We start from the raw sequence: 17,855 nt of genomic DNA on the forward strand, positions 1-17,855 counted from the left end.
CATGGGCCAGACCCGCATACCCTGCCTGCTGATGCGCGGCGGCACCTCCAAGGGCGCCTATTTCCTGCATGACGACCTGCCCGCCCCAGGCCCGCTGCGTGACCGGGTGCTGTTGGCGGCGATGGGCTCACCCGATGCGCGGCAGATTGACGGCATCGGCGGCGCCGACTCGCTCACCAGCAAAGTCGCCATCATCCGCGCCTCGCAGCGCGAGGACGCCGACGTCGACTACCTGTTCGCTCAGGTGGTGGTGGACGAGGCGCGGGTGGACTATGGCCAGAACTGCGGCAACATTCTGGCCGGCGTAGGGCCGTTCGCCCTCGAGCGCGGCCTGGTAGCCGCCAGCGGCGCGAGCACGCCGGTACGCATCTTCATGGAAAACACCGGGCAGATCGCCATCGCCCAGGTGCCGACCACCGATGGCCAGGTGGAGTACGCCGGCGATACCCGTATCGATGGGGTGCCGGGCCGTGCGGCGGGGCTGGTGGTCACGTTTGCCGACGTGGCCGGCGCCAGCTGTGGAGCCCTGCTGCCCACCGGCAACAGCCGCGACAGGGTCGATGGCGTGGACGTCACCTGCATCGACAACGGTATGCCGGTGGTACTGCTGCGTGCCGAGGATTTTGGCGTGACCGGTTACGAGCCGTGCGAAACGCTGGAGGCCGACCGCTCACTGAAAACGCGCCTGGAAGCCATCCGCCTGCAACTGGGCCCACGCATGAACCTGGGTGATGTCAGCCAGCGCAATGTGCCGAAGATGTGCCTGTTGTCGGCACCGCGCAACGGCGGCACGGTCAATACGCGCTCGTTCATTCCGCACCGTTGTCATGCATCCATTGGGGTGTTTGGCGCGGTGAGTGTTGCTACGGCCTGCTTGATTGAAGGGTCGGTTGCACAGGGCCTTGCCAGCACGTGCGGCGGTGATCGTCAGCGTTTGGCGGTGGAGCATCCGAGTGGGGAATTTACCGTGGAAATCAGCGTGGCACATGGGGTGATCACGGGGTGCGGGTTGGTGAGGACGGCGCGGTTGTTGTTTGATGGGGTTGTGGGTGTTGCTCGGAATGTATGGGGTGGGCGGCAGTAGTGCTTGCCAACGCCTCTTCGCCGTTGAGGTCGAGCGCTGCCCGCGCGGCGCATCAAAACTCATGAAACAAGCTGCCCTGGTGGCAGAACTGAAGATTCTGGCATCCACACGCCCTGTGGAAAGTGGACAAAAAAACGGCATAATCGCGAAATCTGAAGATTTTGTGAGCTGAATTAAAAAAACACAGCGCTCACGCCCAAACTGAAGGAAAAGGTACATGCGGGCAGCGGGAGATACTCCGGGCCCGCGAACAATCGCCGTTAGCAGTACCTGTACAGGGTCCCCAAGGCGGTGTTCGACTCTATCGAGTTGACGGCGCAACAGGTGCTTGCCGGCCAGCGCTCAGAGACTCAAGCGCAACAGGCGGCAGCGCGACAGTCGGATGCATAGCGTTGAGTCGAAGAGCGTTTATTCATGGCACGAAAAGCAGGCCACGCAGCCAGCCCCGACTGGGTCATCCGCAGCGCTCACCCTGGCAGCGTAGAGCGGATAGAAGCGTGGTTCGGTAGCCATGGCTACGATCCTCACCGTCACGACACCTACTCGATCGGCCGCACCCTCGCCGGGGTGCAGAGCTTTCACTACAAAGGGGCGCTGTGCCACGGCCTACCGGGTAACACGTTGGTCCTGCACCCTGACGAAGTGCACGACGGCATGGCCGGGACTGAAGCGGGCTTTCGCTACCGCATGGCCTACATCGACCCAGCACTGATCCAGAATGCGCTCGGCGGTGAACCGTTGCCCTTCATCGCGGGTGGGCTGTCCAGCGACCCGCGCCTGTACCGCGCCAGTGAAGCCTTCGTGCAGGCACTGGAGCACCCGCTGGAAACGCTGGAGGAACAGGACGCCGTGTATGACCTGGCGATGGCGTTGCGTGCGGTGGGCGGTAAGCCACGCGGCCGCAAACGCCTGGATTACCGGGCGGCCGAGCGCGCCAGGGCGTTCATCCTGGAGCACCTTCACCTGGGCATCACCCTGGAGATGCTGGAACAGGCCAGCGGCCGCGAACAATGGAGCCTGTCCCGCGACTTTCGCGCCCTCTACGGCACCAGCCCCTACCGCTTCGTGACCCTGCGGCGCCTGGACACTGTGCGCAGGCTGATGCTCGATGGTTTCACCTTGGTCGATGCGGCCCTGGCGGCAGGCTTTCACGATCAGAGCCACATGACACGGCACTTCACACGCAGCTATGGGGTGCCACCGCTGCGCTGGCTGGAGCGCTTGCGACCTGCGCGCTGACGTGTAGGATCGTACAAGAACGCCTTGTGGCGGTTCGATAGGCTGGCGACTTCAACCCATGAGGAGCCGTCATGTCCAACCCCATCCCGCAACGCCCGGCATACCCCGTAAACCTGGCCCAGAAAGCTGCACTGATCGAACAGCAGTGGAGCCCGAGAGTGGTCGCTGAGATGAACGACTACCAGTTCAAGGTTGTGCGAATAGAAGGTGAATTCATCTGGCATTCGCACCCGGAAACCGACGAAGCGTTTCTTGTGCTCGAAGGCACCTTGCGCATCGATTTACCGCAGGGCTGCGTTCATGTGAACCCAGGCGAGTTGTATGTGGTACCACGTGGGGTGGAGCACAGGACAGCGGCGCAGGGCGAAGCGAAACTGATGATGATCGAGCCCAGAGGCGTGTTGAATACCGGCCATGAAGGTGGAGCGCGCACTGCCATGAACGACGTGTGGATATGAGGGGTAAACATCACTCATAGCGGATGGTTCGTGGTTTCAAAAATCCATTGCTACCGCAAGTGCACTGAGCAGCAAACAGAGGCTTGCCACAGCTGTTAAATGGACCCGCATCGGCAGATACCACCCAGGCACAGCTTGCACCAGTTTGCGATCCTGCCAAAGGTGGCCGATAAAACCACAGGTCAGCACCAGACAACCCACTGGCACGGGTAGCAACGTGCCAACCCAACCGATCAGGGCCGGGATAACGCTCCACACGAGCCGCTCGCGACGCTGCTTCGCGAGCAAACCCTGTAACGTCATGGCGAAGCCCCAGTGCAGGGCGCCGACGAAGCTCAGTATCACAGCGCCATAGCTGACCAACATGAACGAGGTGAAAGCTCGATACTCAGCGAAAAAGACGATGAGCAGGGTCAAACCAACGAAGGGCAGCAAGCCACCGTAACCCAGCATCGTGTAGCGGCTTGCAGGTAAAGCAGCAGTGACTGCACTCATTTGGACGCCCCTTCGCGACGGTTCAGCATCGCCTGTCAATTGTGCCGCCCAATGAGGTTAAGGAATTCGTGCCGAGTCGAAGCGGAGTCGCGAAACTCCCCCAACATCACGGAGGAAATCATCACGGAGTTCTGCTTCTCGACACCGCGCATCATCATGCACATATGCTTCGCTTCAATCACGACCGCAACCCCTGCGGCGTCCGTGACTTGCCCAATTGCATGCGCAATCTGCCGCGTCAGGTTTTCCTGTATCTGTAAGCGACGGGCATACATGTCCACCACGCGCGCGACCTTAGAAAGCCCTAATACCCGCCCTGTTGGCAAATACGCGACATGCGCCTTGCCGATGAACGGCAACATGTGGTGTTCGCACAACGAGTAGAGCTCAATGTCACGCACGACAATCATCTCGTCGTTCTGACTTTCGAACAGAGCACCGTTGACGACCTCGTCAAGACGCTGGGCATATCCGTTGCACAAGTACTGCATCGCTTTGGCCGCACGCTGGGGCGTGCCCACCAGCCCTTCGCGCTGCGGGTTTTCACCAACGCCAACAAGGATCTGATGGTAGTGCTCGGCTAACGAATGTGACATTTGGACTCCTCACCGCTACAGCGGTGCCCGGCATCGGGATGTGGTAGCCAGGCCAAGTGTGGCCGCAAACGACAGAACAACCGGTAAAAGACTGAAAACAGGGGGCGTAGCGGGCGCCAGGACAGTGGCGCGACCCACGTACCCGCATCGGCAGCACGCCAGGCCCACAAGGTAGCGTCCAAGCCCTTAACCCATTGCCCGTTCGCGAACCGTCCATGCAGGCATGACCTCAGTTGCTCAACCGTCACGCTCAATGCCTCTGCATCGAAATCATCATCACTGATATCAACCAGAATGAGCTTCGCCTGGGTCGATTTCCGGCGCAGAAAGGCTATCTCTCTAGCGCACAGGGGGCAGGCGCCATCGAAGTACAGCGTTAGGGGCCACTGACAATACATGTACAACCTCTAATGTTTGTACAGGTTTTTGTATAAGTTAGCGGAAACCAGGAAATTCGCAATGGGCATGTGATGGCTTTCCGGCGGTGGCAGCCAAGCGCAATGCCTCGGTTGCCGGGTATGCCTGGACGCAGCTGCCGCTAGGACATGCACACCGGCATGGCCCGAGCGCGGTGATTATGCTTGACTGTATACACGCTAGAAGCACTTACAGCGGCAGCTGGACATTACCTGTGGGAGTCCGGTTTACCGGCAATATCGCCAGCCCAAGCAGCTGCAACTGCAGGGAAATCGGACAACGGCAAAAGGGCAGCAGGCGGATGTGCCGTCCTCTCGTTGTCTTACCTCTTGTCAGCCCAAATAAGACGCCGTTCTTCTGGCGAGACTCCTGCGATTCAGCTCAATCTCGTCATTCACGTCGACGCCTCGATAAACCATTGAAGTCTCGTGACGGACGTACTCCCCTTCGCGCTGAGCACTCAGCCAGTTGAATGAACCGACACATAAAAGACTCTGATCGGCCATGACGATCTTGCTGTGTACTTTATTGACGATACGCACGGGAATGCCCCGGGCTTTCAACTCAGCCAAGGTAGCGTTGAATGCCGCGATCTTTTGCGGCTCGCCTTGGGGTTTTCGGGCTGATATTTCAGTATTGAGCTGCAGGTCGGTGAACACTTCGACATTGACGCCACGCTCCACCGTTGCACGCATGTGCTCAAGCGCCCCTGTAGTGAACAGGCATTCCAACTTGACCCACGGCGTAATGATCTGAACCTGGTGGCTGGCCGTTTGCAATGTCTCTTTCAGAAACTCGTCATGCTGGCGCCAATCGTGCAAATGACTTAACCCGGTACTCGCGGTGTACAAGTCTTGCCTAGGCTGATACTCGAACTGCAACTCACTGGCCGGGTCAGCCAGCAGGTACTTCGCCAGCAGCCCACGTGGTTTACTTACAGGCACCTGGCCAATCAAATCCATGTCGCCAAACACCAAGAAGCTGTCCTTAGCCCGCGACACAGCTACATTGAGCATACTTTCGCGTCGATCAATGAAACCGCCATCGGCATGCTTGGAATATACCGCCGAAAAAATCACCAACGGCCGCTCTGCGCCCTGGAACGAATGCACGGTACCGACAGTGATCTGGTCCGCCCCTTTTCCAGCGTTCAGGCCCAATGCCTGGCATGCCTCGGCGATGGCGCGGCTTTGCGCTCCGAATGGCGTTATCACCCCTACAATCTCGTGAAGCGACCTGCGTGGGTAGCGCTGCTTGAGTTCATCTGCGTGGGCATGAAGCCACGCAGCAATGGTCTGCGCCTCTAGCAAGTTTTGGCGGCTGCCATGGCTGTTTTGCTCACACAAGCCGTCGATGTGGAGGTAGCCAAGTCCCGGTAAGCCATCTTGCACTGCCTGCCCCCGGCGAGGCAGCAGTTTGCCCTTGTAGCAAAGGGTGTTGCAGAAAGTGATGATCGAGTCATAGCAGCGGCGGTGCTCGTAGAGGTACATCCCCCGGGCAAGGTCTGGGTCGTAGTGATAACGGCTGGTCGACTGGGCGATGGCCATCACGCTGCCACTTGCGGCACTGCGCCCAGCTTTGCAGAATGCCTCGTAGTCTTCCTCGGCCTGGCTGTGCGAAACCAGCCCAGCACTGGTGAGGTTGCCGATATCCACCTTGGCCGGGATCGACCAGATGGGCTCGATCTGTTGGGTGTCGCCGATGACCAGCGCTTGACGAGCAAGGGCAAACGACGCCGCGGCCACCTCCGGCAGCACCTGTCCAGCTTCGTCGACGATCAGCAAGTCAATGAAATCGACCAAGTAGTCGTCTATGTAATCACCGTCGTCGTAGCGTTTACATGAGAGCTCTTTGGGCAGCCTGAAAAAGGTAGAGACCACACAAGGTGTGAGTTTCATCCAACGGCGCCAGTTCTTGATCAGCGTCTTGGCACCGGTTTTCTTGCGGCTATCGAGTATTTCCTGCAGCTCCTCGCTGACTTCCAATAGCCAACGCCCTTCCCAGTAGTGAGTAGTCAGCAGGAATATTTCGAAACGCAGTGACGTATCGGCCCAGCGGTCGCATTCCCCTAGCGTGGCCTGGGCCGCAGGTCGGCCGGCCGCATCGGCCAGCGAGCTGATTGCGCCATGCCAGCCGTCCAGCCACTGTTGTTCAGCCTCGAACAGTTGATGAGCGGTTTGCAGCAGTTGGGTGAGTCGCTGATGCTCTTGGCGTGCTCGGGCCTGCCCAGCTTCCAGCCGCGTTTCAATTTCGCCCAAGGTCGCAGCATTCTGTAGCTCCGCATCGGCCCCATCGAGCTGCAATTTGGCCAGGCGAAGGCGCTTGGCGGCAACGGGGCGAATCCAGCTGAACAGGCTGTAGAACAGCGACTCATGTGCCAGGTAATGCTTGAAATCTTTGAGTTGCTTCTGGGCCGCGTTGAGTTGATGCAATTGGTCGAGTTGAGCGGTTTGCCGGGCCTGCAGAGTGGCCTGGGGGTCATCTCCCAACGCAACGCGTAGCGCCTCCCGAGCGAGGCCAAGCGCCGCCCACGCCTGTTCAATATCGGCAAGCTGCTGCTGGCGTGCCTTGATTTGCTGCTGCAATAACCCGACCGCGCGCTCGACATCGAGGTTTTGAACACCCGGGAAAGCCGTTGCCGCTTGTGTCAGATAGGCGTGCTTGGCTTTGTCCAGATAGGCGCAAGACTCCAAATCATGAAAAAAGCTCTTGGTCTGGTAGACACTGGAAAGCTCTGCTTCGGCAGATGCCTTCGGGAAGTAGGCGCCAAAGCTTTTGATGCCTGGCAACCATCGCCCCGCCAACGGCCCGGTGCCCTCGGCAAAGTCTTTGCCGAAAGCCGCGAGGACATTAGTCACCGCCTGGTTATTGGTGGAACTGACAACAATCACCGGAGGCTCGCCACCAGCCACAGCGGCATTGGCCCAAAGCGAGGCGACCACCGAAAGCACGAGTGTGGTTTTGCCCGTGCCTGGCGGCCCATTGACTGCCAGCACATCGCCCACCTGCCCGGCCATCAGATGAGCCAAAGCATCACGCTGGGCAGGTGCCAGGGCGTATTCGTCGCCAGCGTGGCCCAAACGTGCGGCGAAATGGCTGCCCGGGGGCAGACAAGACTCGTCGGGGCTTGGTTCACGCTGGGCGAAGCGCTCGAACAGCGGGGCATCAGGCTTGTGCTGACGCAAATAGTCATAGAGATTGACGATGTTCTTGCTGAAGCCGTCAGGTTTATCCTCCTTGAACAGCAGACTGTATTTTGCCGGCTTCATGCCGTCTTCGGCCGCATCCCAACCCTGACCGACCTCACGGGCCATCCGCAGACAAAACGCGTAGAACTTACGCCACTGCTCAAGATGCTGCTGGACGTCGAGTGTCTCCCCCTCACCCGGCGGCGTGAAAGCGGGCACCTCTTCGACCGACAAAAAGTCATCCAGCGCAGATTGTGCCCCGATGAAGAAGGTGTCCTTGTCCAGCGGCTCAAGAATGTCACGCGGCACGAAAGCGTGTGTGGTCGGGTAAAGACGCCCATCACGGCACACCAATACGGCACAGATCAGCGGTGTTACTGCTGCAGGCAAGCTCGTCCTAACCTTGCCGTGCTCACGCTGTGAAAGGTAAACCCAAGGGCGCAGCGTGATTTTTACGCTCGTAGTGTCTGGTGCCTCATCGGTAAACAGCTTGGCTACAAGCTCTTCTGGCAAGCCGCCCCTCTGTACATGCTCCATACCGACGGGGGTGAGCGCTTCGGCTTGCTTGGAGTTGAGCGCGCCATTGCCGTTTTCAGCATCGGCGAGGGAGGTGCGCCAGTAATTGGCCAGTTTTAAGGCGTAATCGTTCATCGTCCTGATCTGTTACTGACCGGCACTCAATGTTGCGGTCGAAAGCGGGTGGGGGTAACGCTGCGCATCGTCAATCGTGCCTGGGTCTGGATGGTCGTTAGCTAATGGAAGGCTGTCAATGGCTGACTGACATCCATTCTTTGATTTTGTAGCCCATGCGCCTATGCTCGCGCTCGATGTGGCTGCCCGGACGCAGCCGCCGTTATCAAACAAGGACTGGCATGACCAAGCTCACCAAACTTCGAATTGTGCTGACACTCGGCGCGCTCATTGGCATCGCCCCGCTCACCTACTCCTTCATCGGGGCCACGCTGTTTTTAGCGGTCATGCTATTCAAGGTGCCGGAGTTCGTGATACCCGTCTTTCTGATTTCCACGGTCGGCCTGTGGGGTTGCTGGAAGGCCTATGCGGCAGCCATGGCTCGCGAGCCGAAATTACCCCTGGACAGGCGAGTCATCGCTGCAGTCATCATTGCGCTTGTGTGGGGGCTGATCTTGGCAGGGGGATTGAGCTGGGCCAGCGATTTGAATGAATTGGGGTGGTATTCGGGTTTTGTGTTGTTCTACCCAATACCTGGACTCACCGCAGTGATCATGCTGCTCGTCACTCGCCGAAGGGCGAGCCAGGCATCAGCCGAGGGTGTTGCAGCAAACGTTGAATGACCCTCTTCAGTTTTCTCGGGCAGGTTTGCATAAAAGGGAATGAGGATGAGATTTGACTGGCATGCCGGGCCGATCACCCGCGCGACCCCGATAGACGACGGCTACCGGAACACGCAGAAGGTTCGGCAGTTCCTGCTGAGGGAATGCGGTGAGGCTTTCAAGTTCGACCGTACCTTCATGGCCTGGATAAAGAGCGGGGCTCCAGCCAACATGGGCGACGTCGCTGATGAATGGCTGCGCACCCACAGTCGTTAGAGCTCTATTGTTCGCGCGCCTCTATGCCAAGGCGAACAGAACAGCCAGGAACAGGTGCCAGCTCTGCTTGGCATTAGCCGGCCGGTAGCGCTAACTAGTTTCATGGAACCCAGCCCATGGTTTGTATCCCGCTGTTCGCCACACTGGTCATTTTTCGCTATGTGAATTTTGACTGCCCGCGGGATACAAGCTGTTACATCGAACGGCTGAAAAAATCAGATTTAACCCCTTTCCTGTAGGGCATTTCCCAAAGATACTGCCGCCGCCTGTTTTTCGTTGCACATGCCCAACGTGGATTCTAGTCTCGGCCCGTCGCTGCCAATTCAGCGATCGGTTTTGACAGGCCGTCTTCGTTGTCCACATGTGCACACTTTTATGGTGGCTGTACGTGCGGGCACCTCTGGTGCGCCGAGTGCCAACGTCTCGGTCTGTCAACCCGCGTACAGCTGCCACCTCATTGTTTGACAGCAAGACCGTGGTAGCTCCACCCTTCGACGTTGGAGTTTCATCATGCTCAAGATCGTCCCCGATCCGCCTCACAATCCCCATTCCCTCGAAGACACGCTGATGATGGCTGCCGACTACGCGCTCTGCGCCGAGATCGTGGCCCAGCAAGCGATGTTGATGCAGCCGAAAGCCCCCGTATCCGTGATGATCATGACCTCGATGCACGAACTTGATGCCCTGCGCAAGTTGCTCGAGTCAGCACTGGCACAAATACAAAAGCCAGCCGATCCACAAACGCTGCATTAATCCTCATCATGATCGGCCTGGCCTGGCTTCTTCACGGGCTGGCTTCCTTGCACAGCACCGCCGCTGAGTCGTAGACGCCACTCAGGCGCACGGTGAAACCTGTGGGGGGCCGGCTCGCCGGCGATGGGCCGCAAAGCGGACCCAAGGGCTGCTGCGCAGCCCATCGCCGGCAAGCCGGCTCCCACCACGATCGCGCAGTTCTTCAGGCTTGCGCTTTGCCTGTGGAAGCACAGGTCTTGCCCAATTTCTAAAAGTTGGCGCAAGTCCAGGTGGGAGCCGGCTTGCCGGCGATAGGGCCAGCCCAGGCAGTTACAACTTCAGGGAGATCACACCATGGCCACCGAACACACCGCATTCACCGTGGGCAAAACCGTCTTCTACCAAGGCGAAAACCAGACCCACCCCCTCTTCCGCATCGAGCCCGGCATCCCCTGCCAAAGCGCCCGCGAACAAGCCTCGGAACTGATGGGCTACGCCCGCGACCTGACCCTCGACGGCCTGATGGAAGACAAGCCCCAGCTGCTCTGGGCCTCGCACTACCTCTGCGCCCTGGCCAAAGCCCTGCTCGACGATGCCGAACTGGGCGCGATGAAAACCCCGTGACCCTACCCCTACCTGCAGACCTACGCCGCCCCTCGCCGAAGCGGCCTTGTGTCGCGAAAGGACCTCGCCCAAGAGGTAGTAAGCCTGGTGCAGTTCGACCACAATCAGGCGCTGAGTCAAACTTGGGACGCACCGCATGCTCACCACCCTCGCCATCGGCAACTACCGCTCCATCAACCACCTTGTGTTGCCCTTGAGCCAACTCAACCTGGTGACCGGCGCAAACGGCAGCGGCAAATCTAATCTGTACAAAGCCCTGCGCCTGCTCGCAGAGACCGCTCAGGGTGGCGTGATCGAAGCGCTTGCCCGCGAAGGCGGGTTGGATTCGACCTGGTGGGCGGGGCCAGAGATGAGTGCGCGCATGAAACGCGGTGAAGTGCCCATTCAAGGCCAGCACCCGAGCGAAGCCAGACGTCTGCGCCTGGGGTTCGCCACCGAAGATTTCGGCTTTGCCATCTCGCTGGGCTTGCCGATACCCCTGCCCTATCCCACCGCCTTCATGCTCGACCCTGAGATCAAGACCGAAGCCATCTGGGGCGCTGGGGCTTATCGCCCATCGTCCTTGCTGGTCGAGCGCAAAAACGCCATGGTTCGTGCGCGGGAGGGCAATGGTTGGACGGTACTCGATCAACATGCCGACAGCTGCGAGAGCCTCTTCAACATCGTGGGCCGACCACGGCAGGCCCCGGAGATTGGTGAGCTGCGGGCGTTCATCAACAGCTGGCGCTTTTACGATCATTTCCGTATCGACCGCGACGCCCCTTGCCGCCAACCCCAGCTGGGGACCCGCTCGCCGGTGCTGCACCATGACGGCCGCAACCTTGCCTCGGCGTTGCAGACCATCATCGAGATTGGTGAGGTGGAGGACCTGGTAGCGGCACTGGATGACGCGTTTCCCGGTAGCCGCTTAGAGATTGATGCGCCGCCGGGCGGGCTGTTCAGCGTGCGGCTGCACCAGCATGGGCTGCTGCGCCCACTGGACGGGGGCGAATTGTCGGATGGTACGTTGCGTTATCTGCTGTTGATGGCTGCGCTGCTGACGCCACGGCCGCCATCGCTGATGGTGCTGAACGAGCCGGAAACCAGCCTCCATGCCGACCTGCTGCCCGCGCTGGCGCGGTTGATCGTTCGTGCTTCGCGGCGGAGCCAGGTTTGGGTGGTGTCGCACAGTGCGCCGCTGATTGAGGCGCTGTCAGCCTGTGACGGGTGCAACTTACTGGAGCTGGAGAAGGTTCAGGGGCAGACACAGCTGCGCGGGGTGGGGTTGCTGGATGAACCGCTGTGGCGGTGGGTTGACTGACCGCGATGCACCAAAAGCGCCAACTGCCGAGGCGTGCAACGTAGGAGCTGATCGCTCCTACGCGCGCCCTGACGCATTGGAGGCCTTGCACGCCCTGCCCTCGAGCCAGAGCCAGCCCCGGCGTCAGCTCAGCGGGTCGCGGCTGTGCTGGCCGTCGACCAGGCGCTGCACGCCCAACGGGTTGGCGTTTTTCAGGGCGTCGGGTAACAGCGCGTCTGGGTAGTCCTGGTAGCACACCGGGCGCAGAAAGCGGTCGATGGCCAGGGTGCCGACGGAGGTACCACGGGCATCGGAGGTGGCCGGGTAAGGGCCGCCATGCACCATTGCATCACACACCTCGACGCCAGTCGGGTAGCCGTTGACCAACAGGCGGCCGGCCTTGCGCTGCAGCAGCGGCACCAGCGCGGCAAAGCGCTGGAAGTCTTCCGGCTCGGCAATCAGGGTGGCGGTCAGTTGCCCGTGCAGGGCTTGCAGCGCGCGGCACAGTTCGGCTTCGTCAGCCACCTCGACCACCACCGTGGCAGGCCCGAAAACCTCTTCCTGCAACAGCTCGTCGCCGCTTAGCAGCACGCTCACATCAGCCTGGAACAGCTGTGCCCGGGCCTGGTCGCCGACCTGCTCGGCACCGGCCAGATGGCGCACGCCCGGGTGGCGCTGCAGGCGCTGTACGCCGCTGGTGTAGCTGCGCAAGGTACCGGCGTTGAGCATGGTCTGCGCGGGCTGGTCGGCCATTTGCGCAGCCAGTGCCGTGACGAAGGTGTCGAACGCTGCGCCAGCGATGCCGATCACCAACCCGGGGTTGGTGCAGAACTGCCCGCAGCCCAGCACCACCGAGGCGGCCAGTTCCTTGGCCACCTGCTCGCCGCGGGCCTGCAGCGCCGCGGGCAACACCAGCACCGGGTTGATGCTGCTCATTTCGGCAAACACCGGGATAGGCTGCGGGCGCGCCGCCGCCAGATCGCACAGGGCACGGCCGCCCTTGAGCGAACCGGTGAAGCCGACCGCCTGGATCGCCGGGTGGCGCACCAGCGCTTCACCGACACCGGCGCCGTAGATCATGTTGAACACCCCGGCAGGCATGCCGGTGGCCACCACCGCTCGCTCGATAGCTTCTGCTACCTGCTCTGCAGTGGCCATATGGCCGCTGTGTGCCTTGACCACCACCGGGCAGCCGGCAGCCAGCGCTGCGGCGGTGTCACCGCCTGCCGTGGAGAAGGCCAATGGGAAGTTGCTGGCGCCGAACACCGCCACCGGGCCAAGGCCGGTACGGTACTGGCGCAGGTCAGGGCGTGGCAGTGGCTGGCGCTGTGGCTGCGCACGGTCGATACGCGCCCCCAGGTAGTCGCCACGGCGCAGCACCTTGGCGAACAGGCGCATCTGGTTGCTGGTACGGCCACGCTCGCCCTGGATGCGCGCAGCCGGCAGCGCAGTCTCGCGGCACACTGTGGCGACGAAGGTATCGTCCAGCGCGTCCAGCTGGTCGGCGATGGCATCCAGAAACTGCGCGCGGCGCTCTGGTGCCAGCGCATTGTATTCGGCAAATGCCGCTTCGGCGGCCTGGGCGGCGGCGGCCACTTCCTCAGGGGTGGCCTGGGTGAAGACCACCGGCAATGCTTCGCCGGTGCGTGCATCGAAGCTTTGCAGGCGGACGCTGCCGGCAGCGCTGCGCTGGCCGCCAATGAAGTTGCTTGCAGACATGGTTGACTCCTGTAACAAAGAAAGAGGGCTCAGTGGCACATGGCGGCCAACCCCTTGAGGTTTGCGCGATACCTGTGGGCTGGCTTGCCGGCGATGGACCGCACAGCGGTCCCGACTTCGTCGACTGGCCGGCAACACTCAAAGGCTTTTCACTACCCCGGGGCGAACCTGCCCGGACGCTGCGCCAATACCATTGCGCAGCGGCTGGCCAAAGGCGTCGAGGCTGACCTCGAAGGTATCGCCCGGGCGAGCCTGAACGCCGTCGGCAAACGACAGCGTGGCGGTGCCGAAATAGTGCACATGGATATCGCCAGCACGCAGGAACTGGTCGTACTTGAAGTGGTGGAACTCAAGGTTCTCGAAGCTGTGGCACATGTTCTGCTCACCCGACAGGAACGGCTTGCTCCACAGCACCTGGCCATCGCGCAGGATGCGGCTGGTGCCTTCAAGGTGAGCCGGCAATGCCCCCAGGCGCAGCTCCGGGCCGAAGCTGCAGGCGCGCAGCTTGGAATGCGCCAGGTACAGGTAGTTGCGCCGCTCCATCACATGGTCGGAAAACTCGTTGCCCAAGGCGTAGCCGAGGCGGTATGGCGTGGCGTCGGGTCCGATCAGGTACAGCCCGACCAGCTCCGGCTCTTCGCCAGCATCTTCGGCAAAAGCCGGCAGCGGCAGGTCGGCACCGGGGCGCACGACGATGCCGCCGTCGCCCTTGTAGAACCACTCAGGCTGCGCGCCCTCCTCGCCCGCTGCCGGCCGACCGCCCTCCAGGCCCCACTGGAACATGCGCATGCTGTCGGTGACGGCGCCTTCGGCTTGCTGCTGGTGCATCTTGTCGCGGGTGGCGGCGCTTCCCAGGTGGGTCAGGCCGGTGCCGGTCACCAGGCAGTGGGCCGGGTCCGGGTGGTCCAGCGGTGGCAGTACGCGGCCTTCGGCCAGCAGGGCCAGGTAGTCATGGCGCTCACCGAGCCCGGCGGCCCGCACTTCGCTGGCCAGGTCACGGCCCGCGGCGATGGCCTGCAGGGCCAGCTCACGGGTGCTGCTGGCGCCCAGTACTTCAAGGGCGTACTCGCCTTCCACCACGCCCACGTGGCGCGCGCCGGCGGCGGTTTCGAATTGGATCAGTCGCATACTTGTGCTCGCTTGTCGGTTGCAAAGGTTAGCGGGAGGCTTCGGCCGCCCGTGAGGAAGCCAGGCGCTGGCGGCGCTCCAGGCGGTTGTAGACCACGCCCGTGAGCAGCACCCCGCACAGCATCACCAGCGCCAGGAAGTACAGGCCCGACGACAGCTGCCCGGTGTACTCCTTCAGCGCGCCGATGCCGAACGGGCCCAGGTAGCCGCCGAGGTTGCCGATCGAGTTGATCAAGGCGATGCCCGCAGCAGCGCTGGCACCGGAGAAGAACCGCCCCGGCAGCGTCCAGAAGATGGCCGTGCAGGAGAACAGCGCGAACGCCACCAGGCACAGCGCGGCCAACTGCAGCACCGGCACCGTCAGCCAGGCGCTGAAGAACAGGCCGATTGCACCCAGGGCGTACAGCAGGCCCAGATGGCCATAGCGGTCGTTCAGGCGGTCGGAGCTACGCGGCACGATCAACAGCCCGATGATGCCGAACAGGTAGGGCACCGCCGAGACGAAACCGGTGACCAGGTCACTGCCGCCAAACTGATGGATCAGCGTTGGCAGCCAGAGCCCCAGGCCATAGATGCTCAGGGTCATCGGCAGGTAGAACAGCGCCAGCAACAGCACCCGGCTGTCTTTCAGGGCATGCAGCGGGTTGCCATGGCGGGTCTGGCCGAACTCGCGCAGGTCGTTGGCCAACTGCTCCTGCAACCAGTTGCGTTGCTCGTCGCTGAGCCAGCGCACCTTGGCAGGGCCGTCCGGCAGCAGGCGCAAGGTGGGCCAGGCCAGCAGCATTGCCGGGGTACCGATACAGATGAACAACCACTGCCAGCCATGCAGGCCATAACTGCCCTCAAGCCCCAGCAGCGCGCCCGAAAGCGGCCCGGTGATCAGCATGGCAAGCGGCTGCGAGAGAATGAAGAAACCGAGGATCTTGCCGCGATGGCGCACCGGGTACCACTGGGTGATGTAGTACAGCACCCCCGGGAAGAAGCCCGCCTCGGCGGCCCCCAGCAAGAAGCGCATCACGTAGAAACCGTTGGGCCCGGTGACAAACGCCATGCCTACGGTAATCGCGCCCCAGGTCACCAGGATGCGGGCGAACCAGCGACGCGCGCCGAAGCGGTCGAGCAACAGGTTGCTCGGCACTTCGAAAAGAAAATAACCGATGAAGAATAGCCCGGCGCCAAGGCCATAGGCCGCGTCACCCAGGCCAATGTCGGCGCCCATGTGCAGCTTGGCAAAGCCTACTGCCGAGCGATCGACATAGGCCACCAGGTAAAGCAGAACCAGAAAAGGGATGAGTTTCAGTGTGATCAGGCGGACGAGCCGCTGCTCCTGAATCATGGCGATGTCTCCAATTGTTCTTGTAATGGGCACAGCACCTGGCCGGGGCTTTTTGGCAGACCGCTAACCTGGCAAATCGATCATATAGTATTACTATTTAAAACAACAACCCTTCACAGATGCCTTTTCAGCCGGTAGAGTCAGCACCACAACGACAAATAGTAATACTAATTAGGTGTTCCGCTTATGTCTGACAACAACCGCCCCCTGCGCTCCGCCCAATGGTTTGGTACCGCCGACAAAAACGGCTTCATGTACCGCAGCTGGATGAAGAACCAAGGCATCCCGGACCACGAATTCCAGGGCAAGCCGATCATCGGCATCTGCAACACCTGGTCGGAGCTGACCCCGTGCAACGCCCACTTCCGCAAGATTGCCGAGCACGTCAAAAAAGGCGTGCTGGAGGCGGGTGGCTTCCCGGTGGAGTTCCCGGTGTTTTCCAGCGGCGAGTCCAACCTACGCCCCACCGCCATGCTGACGCGCAACCTGGCGAGCATGGATGTGGAAGAAGCGATCCGTGGCAACCCGGTGGACGCCGTGGTGCTGCTGACTGGCTGCGACAAGACCACCCCGGCACTGCTGATGGGCGCCGCCAGCTGCGATGTGCCAGCGATCGTGGTCACCGGTGGGCCGATGCTCAACGGCAAGCACAAAGGCAAGGACATTGGCGCCGGCACCATCGTCTGGCAGATGCACGAGGCCTATAAGGCCGGCCAGATCGACCTCAACGAATTCCTCTCCGCCGAGGCCGGCATGTCGCGCTCAGCGGGCACCTGCAACACCATGGGCACCGCGTCGACCATGGCCTGCATGGCCGAAGCGCTGGGCACCTCGCTGCCGCACAACGCCGCCATCCCCGCGGTGGATGCCCGCCGCTATGTACTGGCCCACCTGTCGGGCATGCGCATTGTCGACATGGTCCGCGAAGACCTGCGTCTGTCGAAGATCCTCACCCGCGAAGCCTTCGAGAACGCCATCCGCGTCAACGCCGCCATCGGTGGTTCGACCAACGCCGTGATCCACCTCAAGGCCATTGCCGGGCGCATTGGCGTAGACCTGCAACTGGAAGACTGGACCCGCGTCGGCCGCGGCACACCGACCTTGGTCGACTTGCAGCCCTCGGGCCGCTTCCTGATGGAAGAGTTCTACTACGCCGGCGGTCTGCCCGCAGTCATTCGCCGCCTGGGCGAGCATGGCCTGCTGCCCAACCCCACCGCATTGACCGCCAACGGCAAAAGCCTGTGGGACAACTGCCTGGCCGCGCCGCTGTATGACGAAGAAGTCATCCGCCCGCTCGATAAACCACTGGTAGCCGATGGCGGCATCTGCATCCTGCGCGGCAACCTGGCGCCCAAAGGCGCGGTGCTCAAGCCCTCAGCGGCCACCCCGGCGTTGATGCAGCACCGCGGCCGCGCCGTGGTGTTCGAGAACTTCGAGGACTACAAAGCACGCATCAACGACCCCGAATTGGATGTGGACGCCAATTCGGTGCTGGTGATGAAGTACTGCGGGCCCAAGGGTTACCCGGGCATGGCCGAGGTGGGCAACATGGGCCTGCCGGCCAAGCTGCTGGCCCAGGGCGTGACCGACATGGTGCGCATTTCCGACGCCCGCATGAGTGGTACTGCCTACGGCACCGTGGTGCTGCACGTGGCACCCGAGGCTGCTGCGGGCGGGCCATTGGCAGCCGTGCGCGAAGGTGACTGGATCGAGCTGGACTGCAAGGAAGGCCGGCTGCACCTGGACATCAGCGCCGAAGAACTGGCTGGCCGCCTGGCCGACCTGCAAGCGCCACCCCAGCTGATCAGTGGTGGTTATGCGAAGCTGTATCTGGACCATGTGATGCAGGCTGACGAAGGTTGCGATTTCGACTTCCTGGTTGGCTGCCGTGGCGCTGCGGTGCCCAAGCATTCGCACTGACCAACCCGCAACACCGCCGCGCAGTAGCGGCGGTGTACCGCTTGAGGGCGAAGCCCGCGCCCTTCACCGCAA

16 protein-coding genes are annotated in these 17,855 nt (G+C 61.6%); 9 read left to right on the top strand and 7 right to left on the bottom strand.

The window, feature by feature from the left end:
- The first annotated feature begins 1 nt into the window (after position 1).
- The 3 genes from ACIPZC_RS05315 to ACIPZC_RS05325 all read left to right on the top strand — a co-directional run bounded on the left by ACIPZC_RS05315 (position 2) and on the right by ACIPZC_RS05325 (position 2,781).
- Entirely contained in the window at positions 2–1,084 is a 1,083-nt protein-coding gene (locus tag ACIPZC_RS05315; protein WP_400625337.1) for a 4-oxalomesaconate tautomerase, read from the top strand.
- Between the two features lie 414 nt (positions 1,085–1,498).
- Positions 1,499–2,323: an AraC family transcriptional regulator gene (locus ACIPZC_RS05320; RefSeq protein ID WP_400625339.1), complete on the top strand. Its 825-nt coding sequence runs from the start codon at positions 1,499–1,501 to the stop codon at positions 2,321–2,323.
- A gap of 71 nt (positions 2,324–2,394) precedes the next feature.
- Positions 2,395–2,781: a cupin domain-containing protein gene (locus tag ACIPZC_RS05325; protein WP_400625341.1), complete on the top strand. Its 387-nt coding sequence runs from the start codon at positions 2,395–2,397 to the stop codon at positions 2,779–2,781.
- 36 nt (positions 2,782–2,817) lie between these two features.
- Here the strand turns inward: ACIPZC_RS05325 and ACIPZC_RS05330 are convergent, their stop codons facing one another.
- The 4 genes from ACIPZC_RS05330 to ACIPZC_RS05345 form a co-directional block, all read right to left on the bottom strand.
- A complete protein-coding gene (locus ACIPZC_RS05330) occupies positions 2,818–3,276 on the bottom strand; it encodes a DUF3429 domain-containing protein (protein ID WP_400625343.1) in 459 nt (152 codons plus the stop codon).
- 35 nt (positions 3,277–3,311) lie between these two features.
- The gene (folE, locus tag ACIPZC_RS05335) at positions 3,312–3,872 is read right to left on the bottom strand and encodes a GTP cyclohydrolase I FolE (protein WP_400625345.1); all 561 of its coding nucleotides are present in this window, start codon (positions 3,870–3,872) and stop codon (positions 3,312–3,314) included.
- On the bottom strand, positions 3,857–4,270 hold the full coding sequence (locus ACIPZC_RS05340; protein ID WP_400625347.1) for a thiol-disulfide oxidoreductase DCC family protein: 414 nt from the start codon (positions 4,268–4,270) through the stop codon (positions 3,857–3,859). The genes folE and ACIPZC_RS05340 overlap by 16 nt, the downstream gene beginning before the upstream one ends.
- Positions 4,271–4,621: 351 nt before the next feature.
- Positions 4,622–8,128 carry an AAA domain-containing protein gene (locus ACIPZC_RS05345; RefSeq protein WP_400625349.1) on the bottom strand — a complete coding sequence of 1,169 codons (3,507 nt, stop codon included), beginning with the start codon at positions 8,126–8,128 and terminating at the stop codon, positions 4,622–4,624.
- Positions 8,129–8,349: 221 nt separating this feature from the next.
- Here ACIPZC_RS05345 and ACIPZC_RS05350 point away from each other — a divergent pair, with 221 nt between their 5' ends.
- The 5 genes from ACIPZC_RS05350 to ACIPZC_RS05370 all read left to right on the top strand — a co-directional run bounded on the left by ACIPZC_RS05350 (position 8,350) and on the right by ACIPZC_RS05370 (position 11,701).
- Positions 8,350–8,790 (top strand): hypothetical protein, encoded by a 441-nt coding sequence (locus ACIPZC_RS05350; protein ID WP_400625351.1) that lies wholly within the window; start codon positions 8,350–8,352, stop codon positions 8,788–8,790.
- A gap of 45 nt (positions 8,791–8,835) precedes the next feature.
- Entirely contained in the window at positions 8,836–9,045 is a 210-nt protein-coding gene (locus ACIPZC_RS05355; RefSeq protein WP_400625353.1) for a DUF6434 domain-containing protein, read from the top strand.
- Positions 9,046–9,555: 510 nt separating this feature from the next.
- Positions 9,556–9,798: a hypothetical protein gene (locus ACIPZC_RS05360; protein WP_241806468.1), complete on the top strand. Its 243-nt coding sequence runs from the start codon at positions 9,556–9,558 to the stop codon at positions 9,796–9,798.
- Positions 9,799–10,131: 333 nt separating this feature from the next.
- Positions 10,132–10,401 (top strand): DUF3077 domain-containing protein, encoded by a 270-nt coding sequence (locus ACIPZC_RS05365; RefSeq protein WP_400625355.1) that lies wholly within the window; start codon positions 10,132–10,134, stop codon positions 10,399–10,401.
- Between the two features lie 136 nt (positions 10,402–10,537).
- A complete protein-coding gene (locus ACIPZC_RS05370; protein WP_400625357.1) occupies positions 10,538–11,701 on the top strand; it encodes an AAA family ATPase in 1,164 nt (387 codons plus the stop codon).
- A 123-nt stretch (positions 11,702–11,824) separates the two neighbouring features.
- Here the strand turns inward: ACIPZC_RS05370 and ACIPZC_RS05375 are convergent, their stop codons facing one another.
- The 3 genes from ACIPZC_RS05375 to ACIPZC_RS05385 all read right to left on the bottom strand — a co-directional run bounded on the left by ACIPZC_RS05375 (position 11,825) and on the right by ACIPZC_RS05385 (position 15,863).
- Positions 11,825–13,399: an aldehyde dehydrogenase (NADP(+)) gene (locus ACIPZC_RS05375; RefSeq protein WP_400625359.1), complete on the bottom strand. Its 1,575-nt coding sequence runs from the start codon at positions 13,397–13,399 to the stop codon at positions 11,825–11,827.
- A gap of 138 nt (positions 13,400–13,537) precedes the next feature.
- A complete protein-coding gene (gene araD1, locus ACIPZC_RS05380; RefSeq protein WP_400625361.1) occupies positions 13,538–14,527 on the bottom strand; it encodes an AraD1 family protein in 990 nt (329 codons plus the stop codon).
- Between the two features lie 28 nt (positions 14,528–14,555).
- A complete protein-coding gene (locus ACIPZC_RS05385) occupies positions 14,556–15,863 on the bottom strand; it encodes an MFS transporter (protein WP_241806473.1) in 1,308 nt (435 codons plus the stop codon).
- A 186-nt stretch (positions 15,864–16,049) separates the two neighbouring features.
- Here ACIPZC_RS05385 and ACIPZC_RS05390 point away from each other — a divergent pair, with 186 nt between their 5' ends.
- On the top strand, positions 16,050–17,783 hold the full coding sequence (locus ACIPZC_RS05390; protein WP_241806474.1) for an IlvD/Edd family dehydratase: 1,734 nt from the start codon (positions 16,050–16,052) through the stop codon (positions 17,781–17,783).
- Positions 17,784–17,855 lie beyond the last annotated feature (72 nt).

The sequence above is a fragment of the Pseudomonas sp. NPDC089743 genome, from assembly GCF_044748785.1.
GTDB classification, from domain to species: domain Bacteria; phylum Pseudomonadota; class Gammaproteobacteria; order Pseudomonadales; family Pseudomonadaceae; genus Aquipseudomonas; species Aquipseudomonas putida_X.

What these genes read in the sequence shown, in the direction of transcription:
- araD1 (WP_400625361.1), bottom strand. Translation starts at nt 14,527, where the DNA reads ATGCGACTGATCCAATTCGAAACCGCCGCCGGCGCGCGCCACGTGGGC.
- ACIPZC_RS05345 (WP_400625349.1), bottom strand. Translation starts at nt 8,128, where the DNA reads ATGAACGATTACGCCTTAAAACTGGCCAATTACTGGCGCACCTCCCTC.
- folE (WP_400625345.1), bottom strand. Translation starts at nt 3,872, where the DNA reads ATGTCACATTCGTTAGCCGAGCACTACCATCAGATCCTTGTTGGCGTT.
- ACIPZC_RS05375 (WP_400625359.1), bottom strand. Translation starts at nt 13,399, where the DNA reads ATGTCTGCAAGCAACTTCATTGGCGGCCAGCGCAGCGCTGCCGGCAGC.
- ACIPZC_RS05365 (WP_400625355.1), top strand. Translation starts at nt 10,132, where the DNA reads ATGGCCACCGAACACACCGCATTCACCGTGGGCAAAACCGTCTTCTAC.
- ACIPZC_RS05360 (WP_241806468.1), top strand. Translation starts at nt 9,556, where the DNA reads ATGCTCAAGATCGTCCCCGATCCGCCTCACAATCCCCATTCCCTCGAA.
- ACIPZC_RS05350 (WP_400625351.1), top strand. Translation starts at nt 8,350, where the DNA reads ATGACCAAGCTCACCAAACTTCGAATTGTGCTGACACTCGGCGCGCTC.
- ACIPZC_RS05325 (WP_400625341.1), top strand. Translation starts at nt 2,395, where the DNA reads ATGTCCAACCCCATCCCGCAACGCCCGGCATACCCCGTAAACCTGGCC.
- ACIPZC_RS05340 (WP_400625347.1), bottom strand. Translation starts at nt 4,270, where the DNA reads ATGTATTGTCAGTGGCCCCTAACGCTGTACTTCGATGGCGCCTGCCCC.
- ACIPZC_RS05390 (WP_241806474.1), top strand. Translation starts at nt 16,050, where the DNA reads ATGTCTGACAACAACCGCCCCCTGCGCTCCGCCCAATGGTTTGGTACC.
- ACIPZC_RS05320 (WP_400625339.1), top strand. Translation starts at nt 1,499, where the DNA reads ATGGCACGAAAAGCAGGCCACGCAGCCAGCCCCGACTGGGTCATCCGC.
- ACIPZC_RS05355 (WP_400625353.1), top strand. Translation starts at nt 8,836, where the DNA reads ATGAGATTTGACTGGCATGCCGGGCCGATCACCCGCGCGACCCCGATA.
- ACIPZC_RS05385 (WP_241806473.1), bottom strand. Translation starts at nt 15,863, where the DNA reads ATGATTCAGGAGCAGCGGCTCGTCCGCCTGATCACACTGAAACTCATC.
- ACIPZC_RS05370 (WP_400625357.1), top strand. Translation starts at nt 10,538, where the DNA reads ATGCTCACCACCCTCGCCATCGGCAACTACCGCTCCATCAACCACCTT.
- ACIPZC_RS05330 (WP_400625343.1), bottom strand. Translation starts at nt 3,276, where the DNA reads ATGAGTGCAGTCACTGCTGCTTTACCTGCAAGCCGCTACACGATGCTG.
- ACIPZC_RS05315 (WP_400625337.1), top strand. Translation starts at nt 2, where the DNA reads ATGGGCCAGACCCGCATACCCTGCCTGCTGATGCGCGGCGGCACCTCC.